Here is a 9,039-nt window from a genome sequence, read left to right as displayed (position 1 = left end):
CTGCCGGAGGTGCGACGCGGCGCGGGCTCGGGCTTCGCGGTCTGCTCCGCGGGCAGGGGGCCGGGCCGGCGCACGCGCTAGGCCCCGGTCTCGGCGGGTGCGCCGGTCTCGGTCTCGGCGAGTGCCTGCAGCACCTGCGGAATGATCTGGTAGACGTTGCCGCAGCCGAGGGTGATGACGTAGTCGCCGGGGCGGGCGATGGATGCCGTGTAGTCGGCGGCCTGCTGCCAATCGGGCACGAAGTGCACGTGCTCGGGGTCGGCGAACGCGCCGCTGACGAGGGCGCCGGTCACGCCCGGCACCGGATCTTCGCGCGCGCCGTACACGTCGAGCATGACGGTGTGGTCGGCGGCGGCTTCGAGCACCTCGGCGAACTCGCGGTACATCTCCTGCGTGCGCGAGTAGGTGTGCGGCTGCTGGATCGCGATGATCCGCCCCTCGCCGACGACGCTACGGGCAGCGGCGAGGGCCGCCGCGACCTCGGTGGGGTGATGGGCGTAGTCGTCGTAGACGCTGACGCCGCGCTGCACACCGTGCAGTTCGAACCGGCGCACCGTGCCGCCGAACCCTTCGACGGCGCGCAGGGCCGGTTCGAGCTCGTAGCCCAGGGTCAGCAGCACCGCGGCCGCGCCTGCGGCGTTGACCGCGTTGTGCGCGCCGGGCACGGCGAGGCGCCCCGCGACCGAGACACCGGCGTGGGTGAGGGTGAACGAGACGGGGCCATGGGTGTCGATGCCCGAGACGCGCACGTCTGCCGAGGCATCCTCGCCGAACGTCACGACACGAGGGTGCGTGAGCGCCGCCGCGACGCGCTGCGCGCCGGGGTCGTCGGAGCTGATGACGACCGCCTCGCGCGCTTCGTTGCCGAAGGTGACGAACGCGTCGTAGAACGCGTCGCGCGTGCCCCAGTGGTCGAGGTGGTCGGGATCGACGTTCGTGATGAGCGCGATCGACGTGTCGTAGAGCAGGAACGTGCCGTCGGACTCGTCGGCCTCGATCACGAACAGGTCGTCCGATCCGGTGCCGCTCGAGACAGCGGCATCGGCGATCACTCCCCCGCTGACGAAGGTCGGGTCGGCGCCCTGGGCACGGAGGGCCGTCACGATCATGCCGGTCGAGGTGGTCTTGCCGTGCGCGCCCGCGACGCTCACGAGGCGACGCCCGCCGATCAGCCAGTGCAGTGCCTGCGAGCGGTGGATCACGTGCAGGCCGCGCTCTTTGGCGAGCAGGAACTCGGGGTTCTCGGGCCAGATCGCCCCCGTGTGCACCACGGTGTCGGCGTCTGCCGGCAGGTTGGCCGCGTCGTGACCGACGTGCACGTCGGCGCCGCGGGCGGCGAGGGCGCGCAGGGCGGCACTGTCGGCACGGTCGGACCCCGACACCCGGATGCCTCGGTCGAGGAACATCCCGGCGAGCCCCGACATGCCCGAGCCGCCGATGCCGATGAAGTGCGCGGCGGTGATGTCGTCGGGGATCGGGAGGGTCAAGTCGGGTCGAATCATGGCCCGCTCATTCTAGGTCGGCACTCTTGAGAGCCGGTCCACGGCACGCGGGGGGCGCCTCTCCCCCGCCACCGGAATGTATTGACACATTGATACAACCGGCGTACAAAGAAGACATGGATGCCGAGACCGCCCGGATCATGAACGTGACGCTCGTGGGGCTCGCGCTGGCGGGATCCGGCTTGGCCGTTCTCTACGAGAGCAGGAGCCAAACCTCCTACCGCCGCACGGCGCGGTGGGCAGAGCGCACCGGCCTCCCGCTCCTCGACGACGCCGATCCGCTGTGGCCATCCATCGCCGCGAGCATGCGGCGGACGGGGATCGCCGAGGCGTTGTCCCTCGTCGCGGCGGCCGCCGTGTCGTTGGCGCTCGTCTCGACCGACCTCGGCAGTGATCCGATGTTCGTGATCGCTGTGTTCATGCCCCTGGTCATCGTGATCACCCTCGGCGTGACGCTCGCGCTGGGCCTGCGCGAGCACCTGTTCTCACCCGCAGCAGGTGCCCCGCGGGTCGCCCGCGCCCGATCGATGCGCGCAGTGGACTATGTGGGTCCGGCGCGCAGGATCGTGATGTGGGCACTGGTGGCCGGCGGGCTCGCAGTTCTCGCGGCGCTGATCGTGACCTGGGTGCGCACGCCTGCGCGCGTCGATGCCGGCATAGGGCGCGCGGCGCTCGTCGTCGGCGCGGTCGCGCTGATCGTCACCGCCGCACTTCCGCACATGGAGCGCTCCATCGTGTCGCACGCGCAGCCGGCATCCAGCGCGCTCCAGTTGGCCTGGGACGACGCGCTCCGCGGCGGCGTTCTCTCGACAGCGTGTCTGGCGGTCGCCACCCTGTGGCTCATCGTGGTTCTGCTGACCAGCCAGGCGCTGTGGGGCGCAGCCCTGGAGGGCGCCTCCGCGCCCACGCCGATGTCTGTCGCAGGCTTGGCGATGGTGGCGCTCTCGCAGGTGTTCCCGACGCAGGGCTTCGCGCTCCGCGCCCGCCTGCGGCCGCGAGGCGCGGTGACCGCATGATCGTCATCGATCCGTCTTCGCCGGTACCCCCGTTCGAGCAGTTACGGTCTCAGATCGTCGCCGAGATCGCCGCCGACGAACTCGTGCCCGGCGAGCGGCTGCCGACCGTGCGCCGGCTCGCCGAGGATCTGGGGGTCGCTCCCGGGACTGTCGCGCGCGCCTATCGCGAACTCGAGACCGCCGGGTTCATCGAGACGCGAGGACGCAACGGCACGTTCGTCGCCGCGCACGGTGACGCGGCGACACGACAGGCGCAACGCGCGGCATCCGTCTTCGCCGAGCAGATCCGTGCACTGCAGCTCGACCCCGATCAGGCCATCGCGCTCGTCGCGGCGGCGCTCAGAGTCCGCGACGATACCCCGCCCGGCTTACCTGGCTGATCGCCCTCAGCCCTGCCGTACGCCGCAGGTGCACCGCCGAGCGTGATGGCGCACACCGCCGCGATCACGGCTGAAAGCGACCGGTTGCGCCATCGAATCGAGGCCCGCACGCGCCATCACGGATGGTTGGCGCAGATTGTCGCGGTGGTGTGCTCGAAGCGACCAGGTGCGCCATCAAATCGAGGCCCGCATCGCGCAACCATCGAAAGTTGGCGCAGATTGTCGCTACGGCTGCCGATAACGGCCAGATGCGCCAACAATTCGGGTGAGCAGCCTCCTGCGCGACACCGATGCGCAGGCCCGGCGCGGCACGGTCAGCGCGCGGAGCGCCCCAGGGCCTCGTCGATCTGCGCGACGACGGCGGCGGTGCCCGCGCGGGCGGCGGGGGCGGATGCCTCGGCGGCGGCCCGGAGCGCGCCGAGCGTCTCGGGGTCTGCCAGCAGGGGCACGACCTCTCCTCGCACGCGGTCGGGGGTGAACTCCGCGTCGGGGATGAGGCGTGCGGCTCCCGCCGCGACCGCCGACGCCGCGTTCAGGGCTTGCTCGCCGTTGCCGACGGCGTAGGGAACGTACACGGCAGGGATGCCGAGCGCGGTCAGCTCGCTCACGGTCGCCGCACCCGAACGGGCGACGACGGCGTCGGCGAGGGCGAACGCGAGGTCCATGCGGTCGAGGTACGGCACGATCCGGTAGTCGGGGTGCGCGCTGTCGACGAGCTCGTTGCGCTCCCCCGCCGCGTGCAGGATCTGCCAGCCCGCGCCGACGATGGCGGGCCATGACTCGGCGAGCGTGTCGTTCAGCCGCCGCGCGCCGAGCGAGCCGCCGAAGACGAGGAGCACCGGGCGCGAGGCATCCAGCCCGAACGTCGTTGCCGCCTCGTCGCGCAGCGCCGCGCGGTCGAGCTCGACGATCTCGCGCCGGAGCGGCATGCCCACGACCTCGCCGCCCCGCAGCGGCGTGCCCGCAAAGGTCACGCCCACCCGCGCAGCCCGCCGCGCACCCAGCACGTTCGCGAGCCCGGGGCGCGCGTTCGCCTCGTGTACGACGTACGGGATGCCTTCGCGCCGCGCCGCGACGTACGCCGGCGCCGAGGCATAGCCGCCGAACCCCACGACCACGTCGACGTCCCGGTCGCGGATGTGCCGGCGCACCTGCGCCACCGCGCGCCGCCACACCAGCGGAAAGCGGGCCGCCGCGGCATTCGGGCGCCGCGGAAAGGGCACCTTGTCGACGATGAGCAGCTCGTACCCACGCTCGGGTACGAGGCGCGCCTCGAGCCCTTCCTTCGTGCCGAGGACGAGAACGGATGCCTCGGGCTCGCGCGCGCGGAGCGCATCGGCCACGGCGAGGAGCGGATTCACGTGGCCCGCGGTGCCCCCGCCGGCCAGCAGGTACGTGGTCGGAGCGTGCTCGGTCATCGCCCCGAGCCTACCCGGCGACTCCCGGTGCCCGCCCCGAGCCCGGCCCGAGGATCGCCCGCGCCCGGCCCGCTCAGCGCGTGGCGCGCGCGCCGCGAGCAGTCCCCCGGGCTACGGACGGCGCCGCGAGCGCGGGCTGCGGCAGGGTGCGCGCGAACGAGAGGAGCACGCCGCACGCGAGCAGCACCGACAGGAGCGAGGTGCCGCCCTGCGACAGGAACGGCAGCGGCACGCCGAGCACGGGGAACAGACGCAGCACGACGCCCATGTTGACGATCGCCTGACCGACGACCCACACGATGATGCCGCCCGAGACGATCCGGACGAACGGGTCATCGGTCTTGCGGATGACGTGGAACGCGCCGACGGCGAACAGGGTGAACAGCAGCAGAACGACGGCGCAGCCGACGAGCCCCAGCTCTTCACCGAGGATCGCGAAGATGTAGTCGTTCGACTTGGCGGGGAGCCACCCGTACTTCTCGCGCGAGTTGCCGAGCCCGAGGCCGAACAGGCCGCCGTTGGCGAGCGCCCACACGCCGTGCACCGCCTGGTAGCAGTCGCCGACGGGGGCGTTGTAGCAGCTGGTCGAGTCGAAGTTCACGAGGCTGCTCATGATGCGCGCCATGCGGTTCGGGCTCGTGACGGCGAAGTACGCCGCCGCGAACACCACGAGGATGAGCGGCACCAGGAACAGGCGCAGCTTCACGCCGGAGAAGAACAGGCACCCCAGCAGGATCGCCATCAGGATGAGGCCGGTGCCGAGGTCGTGACTGCCGACGGCCACGAGGCCGATGACGAGACCGCCCACGGGCACGACGGGGATGAACACGTGCTTCCACGACCGCAGCAGCGACTGCTTGCGGTAGAGCACGTAGCCGAGCCACAGCGCGAGGGCGAGCTTCAAGAACTCCGACGGCTGCATCTGCAACCCCGCGATGCGGATCCAGTTCTGGTTGCCGTCGTTGGTCACGCCGAGCCCGGGGATGAACACCAGCAGCTGGAACAGGGTCGCGAGGATCAGCGTCGGCCAGGCGATCTTCTTCCAGAATCGCACCGGCATGCGGCTCGCGAGGAACATCAGCGGGATGCCGATGACGGCGAACGCCGCCTGCTTCATGACGACTTCGAACGGGCTCGCACCGTCGGCGACCGCCGTCGCCATGGTCGCCGAGAGCACCATCACGAGCCCGAAGCCGGTGAGGATCAGTGCCGTCGAGGCGATGAGGAGGAACTCGCTCGGCACCGGCGCGAACACGCGACCGAGCGACACGCGCGCGGCGAAACCCGTTCCGGCGGCAGCCTCGTCGCCCGCACCGCTCGCGGCGGGGCCCGGCAGGGCGGTCGGTCGGGAGCGCCCGGTCGTGGTCGTTGCCACCGGCACCTCCGTCATCCGTCTATTCCGCCGAGGGTGACTCGCCGAACCTGTCGTGCACGGCCCTCGCGAAGCGGGTGCCGCGGTCTGCGTACGAGGTGAACTGGTCGAACGATGCCGCAGCCGGAGCGAGGAGGACCACGTCTCCGTCACGGGTGATCTGCGCCGCCAGTTCGACGACCTGCGCCATGACGTCTTCAGTCTGTGTGTGGTCGACCTCGAACAGCGGAATGGTCGGCGCGTGTCGCGCGAACGCTCCGGTGATCGCCGAGCGCTCCACTCCGATGACGATCGCGGCGCGCACTCCCGCGCCGCGCGCGGCGACGAGATCGGAGATGTCGACGCCCTTGAGGTCGCCGCCGACGACCCAGACCGCGCCGGGGAACGCCGCGAGCGACGACGCCGCGGCGTGCGGGTTGGTGGCCTTCGAATCGTCGACCCAGGTGACCCCCGAGGCGACCGCGACGACCTCGATGCGGTGCGGATCGAGGCGGAACGACGCCAAGGCATCCCGGATCGACGCGGGCGAGACGTCGAGCGAGCGCGCCAGGGCAGACGCCGCGAGGATGTTCGCGACCATGTGCGGGGCGGCGAGGCCGACGGATGCCAGGTCGTCGAGGGTCGTCAGTTCGAGGGCGCTCGTGTGCCGGTCGTCGAGGAACGCGCGGTCGACCAGGATGCCGTCGACGAGGCCCACGTCGCTCGGGCCCGGCACGCCGAGGTCGAAGCCGACGGCGCGGCATCCTTCGACGACGTCGGCTTCTTCGACCATCTCCCGCGTCGCGATGTCGGCCTTGTTGTAGACGCACGCGACGCGCGTGTTCCGGTAGACGACGGCCTTCGCGTCGCGGTAGGCGCGCGCCGAGCCGTGCCACTGCAGGTGGTCGTCGGCGAGGTTGAGGCACACGCTCGCGTACGGCGAGAGCGCGCCCTCGCCGCTCTGCAGCGAGAGGTACCAGAGCTGATGGCTGGAGAGCTCGACGACGAGCACGTCGAAGCCGGCCGGGTCGCGCACAGCGTCGAGCACCGGCACCCCGATGTTGCCGACCGGTGCGGCGCGCAGTCCCCCGGCGACCAGCATCGAGGCGGTGAGGCGCGTCGTGGTCGTCTTGCCGTTGGTTCCCGTGATGAGCACCCAGTCGGCGGGCGAGCCGTCGGCACGGAGCACCTTGTCGCGCACGCGCCAGGCGAGCTCGACGTCGCCCCACAGGGCGATGCCCGACGCCTGCGCCCACCGGATGAGCGGGTGGTGCGGTGCGAACCCGGGAGACGCGACGATCACCTCGGGGGCGAACTCGACGAGGGCGGCGGGCACCTCCTGCAGCGGCTCGACGACCAGCCGCGCGCCGATGACGGGCACGAGCCGCGCGTATTCTTCGGATGCCTTCTCGGTGACCACGAGCACGTCGGCGCCGAGCTCGGCGAGCGTGTCGGCGGCCGAGAACCCGGTCATCGAGAGGCCGAGCACGGCGACCCGCAGGCCGCGCCAGTCGGCGTGCCAGCTGCGCAGGGCGTCGAGGTCGCGCACGTCGCCGCTCATCCGGTCGTCGCCGCTCACACCGAGGCCAGCCATTCGACGTAGAAGAGCCCGACGCCGGTGACGGCGAGCATGCCCGCGATGATCCACATGCGCACGACGATCGTGATCTCGGGCCAGCCACGCATTTCGAGGTGATGGTGGAACGGACTCATCAGGAAGAGCCGCTTGCCGCCCGTCGCCTTGAAGTACCAGCGCTGCAAGATGACCGAGGCGGGGCCGATGATGAAGACGCCCGCGATGATGACCGACAGGATCTCGGTGCGCGAAAGCACGGCCATCGCGACGATGACGCCGCCGATGGCCATCGAGCCGACGTCGCCCATGAAGACCTTCGCCTTCGGCGCGTTCCACCAGAGGAAGCCGACGAGCGCTCCGACGAACGACGCCGCGATGATCGTGAGGTCCATCGGGTCGCGGGTGTCGTAGCAGGCCGCCTGATAAGCGGTGACGAGGGCCTCCGACGTGCAGCGCTGCTGGAATTGCCAGAAGGTCACCAGGCTGTACGCCGAGACGGTGAAGATGCCCGCGCCGGTGGCAAGGCCGTCGAGGCCGTCGGTGAGGTTCGTGGCATTCGACCAGGCGACCGAGAGGAACGAGATCCACACGAGATACGCGATCCAGCCGATGACGGCGCCGAGCGCCAGGAACGAGAGCATCGGGATGTCGCGGAAGAACGAGATGAACGGGGATGCCGGGGTCTGCCCGACCCGGTTGGGGAAGTTCAGCGCGACGATGCCGAAGGGCACCGCGACGAGGATCTGACCTACGACCTTGCGCCAGCCCGACAGGCCGAGGCTGCGCTGCTGACGCACCTTCATGTAGTCGTCGATGAACCCGACGGCGCCCAGGCCCACCATCATCCAGATGACGAGGATGCCCGAAATCGACGGCGGCGCGCCGCCGGTGAGCGTGCCGACGAGGTAGCCGACGATCGACCCGAGGATGAAGATCACGCCGCCCATCGTGGGCGTGCCGCGCTTGGCGTGGTGGTTCGGGTTGTGCGCGTTCTCGGGGGTGCGGATCACCTGCCCCCACCCGAGCTTCTCGAACAGCCGGATGAACAGCGGCGTGAGGAAGAGGGTGAAGGCGAGTGAGATCGTGGCGGCCGTCAGAAGAGATCTCACGAGAACGATTCTCCCAGACGATCGCCGAGATGACGCAGGCCCGCCGAGTTCGACGACTTCACGAGCACGCGGTCGCCGTCGCGGAGTTCGCCCATCAGGTAGTCGTAGGCCTCGTCGGCGGTCTCGAAGAAGACGGCCTCGCCGTCCCACGAGCCCTCACCCACCGCTGCGAGGTAGAGGCGCCTGGCGTCACGGCCGATCACGACGATCCGCTCGATGCGCAGGCGCACCGCCTGCAGCCCGATGCGGTCGTGCTCCTCGCCGGCGAACTCGCCCAGTTCGCTCATCGCGCCGAGCACGGCGACCTTGCGCTGACCGGGCTCGGTGATCTGCGCGAGGGTGCGCAGGGCCGCCGACATCGAGTCGGGGCTCGCGTTGTAGGCGTCGTTGATGATGCGCACCCGGTCGGAGCCGAGCGGCTGCATGCGCCAGCGCTCGGCGATCTCGACGGTCTCGAGCCGCTCCACGGCCGCGCGCAACGACACCCCCAGCACACCGGCCGCGGCGATCGCGGCGAGGGCGTTCATGACGTGGTGCTCGCCGAGAACGCGGAGGTTCAGAGGCATCCGTTCGCCGTCGGCGACGACGACGCACGTCGTCCCCGCGGCGGTCACCTCGACGTCTTCGGCGCGCACGTCGGCGCCGGGCCCGCGGCCGAACCAGCGCACGGCGGCGCCGCGCTCGGCG

The 9,039-nt window shown here is 70.9% G+C and carries 8 protein-coding genes; 2 read left to right on the top strand and 6 right to left on the bottom strand.

The features are described 5' to 3' along the window. Window positions 1-77: 77 nt before the first annotated feature. Window positions 78-1,502: a UDP-N-acetylmuramate--L-alanine ligase gene (gene murC, locus G3N18_RS14965; protein ID WP_196385062.1), complete on the bottom strand. Its 1,425-nt coding sequence runs from the start codon at window positions 1,500-1,502 to the stop codon at window positions 78-80. A 116-nt stretch (window positions 1,503-1,618) separates the two neighbouring features. On the opposite strand from murC, the gene G3N18_RS14960 reads away from it, so the two are divergent. Continuing rightward, complete coding sequence (locus G3N18_RS14960; RefSeq protein WP_196385061.1) at window positions 1,619-2,518, top strand: hypothetical protein; 900 nt, start codon at window positions 1,619-1,621, stop codon at window positions 2,516-2,518. Then, a complete protein-coding gene (locus G3N18_RS14955; RefSeq protein WP_196385060.1) occupies window positions 2,515-2,898 on the top strand; it encodes a GntR family transcriptional regulator in 384 nt (127 codons plus the stop codon). Before G3N18_RS14960 ends, G3N18_RS14955 begins: the two co-directional genes overlap by 4 nt. Before the next feature lie 314 nt (window positions 2,899-3,212). On the opposite strand, the gene G3N18_RS14950 is transcribed toward G3N18_RS14955, so the two are convergent. From G3N18_RS14950 to G3N18_RS14930, 5 genes are all read right to left on the bottom strand, one after another. Further along, window positions 3,213-4,316: a UDP-N-acetylglucosamine--N-acetylmuramyl-(pentapeptide) pyrophosphoryl-undecaprenol N-acetylglucosamine transferase gene (locus tag G3N18_RS14950; protein ID WP_196385059.1), complete on the bottom strand. Its 1,104-nt coding sequence runs from the start codon at window positions 4,314-4,316 to the stop codon at window positions 3,213-3,215. A 73-nt stretch (window positions 4,317-4,389) separates the two neighbouring features. Then, on the bottom strand, window positions 4,390-5,706 hold the full coding sequence (gene ftsW, locus G3N18_RS14945) for a putative lipid II flippase FtsW (protein ID WP_196385058.1): 1,317 nt from the start codon (window positions 5,704-5,706) through the stop codon (window positions 4,390-4,392). A 4-nt stretch (window positions 5,707-5,710) separates the two neighbouring features. Then, window positions 5,711-7,261 (bottom strand): UDP-N-acetylmuramoyl-L-alanine--D-glutamate ligase, encoded by a 1,551-nt coding sequence (murD, locus tag G3N18_RS14940; protein WP_420827108.1) that lies wholly within the window; start codon window positions 7,259-7,261, stop codon window positions 5,711-5,713. Continuing rightward, entirely contained in the window at window positions 7,243-8,352 is a 1,110-nt protein-coding gene (gene mraY / locus G3N18_RS14935) for a phospho-N-acetylmuramoyl-pentapeptide-transferase (protein WP_196385057.1), read from the bottom strand. Before mraY ends, murD begins: the two co-directional genes overlap by 19 nt. Next, window positions 8,349-9,039, bottom strand: a 691-nt coding sequence (locus tag G3N18_RS14930; RefSeq protein ID WP_268932617.1) for a glutamate ligase domain-containing protein, incomplete at its 5' end; no start/stop codon positions are given. The genes mraY and G3N18_RS14930, both read right to left, overlap by 4 nt.

This window comes from Microbacterium paulum, from assembly GCF_015707995.1.
GTDB classification, from domain to species: Bacteria; Actinomycetota; Actinomycetes; order Actinomycetales; family Microbacteriaceae; genus Microbacterium; species Microbacterium paulum.
The sequence above is the reverse complement of the archived record's forward strand: the minus strand, read 5'-3'. Positions and strand labels throughout refer to the sequence as shown.

Excerpts from the sequence above, each read along its gene's own strand:
- murC (WP_196385062.1), bottom strand. The coding sequence starts at position 1,502 with ATGATTCGACCCGACTTGACCCTCCCGATCCCCGACGACATCACCGCC.
- G3N18_RS14960 (WP_196385061.1), top strand. The coding sequence starts at position 1,619 with ATGGATGCCGAGACCGCCCGGATCATGAACGTGACGCTCGTGGGGCTC.
- G3N18_RS14955 (WP_196385060.1), top strand. The coding sequence starts at position 2,515 with ATGATCGTCATCGATCCGTCTTCGCCGGTACCCCCGTTCGAGCAGTTA.
- G3N18_RS14950 (WP_196385059.1), bottom strand. The coding sequence starts at position 4,316 with ATGACCGAGCACGCTCCGACCACGTACCTGCTGGCCGGCGGGGGCACC.
- ftsW (WP_196385058.1), bottom strand. The coding sequence starts at position 5,706 with ATGACGGAGGTGCCGGTGGCAACGACCACGACCGGGCGCTCCCGACCG.
- murD (WP_420827108.1), bottom strand. The coding sequence starts at position 7,261 with ATGGCTGGCCTCGGTGTGAGCGGCGACGACCGGATGAGCGGCGACGTG.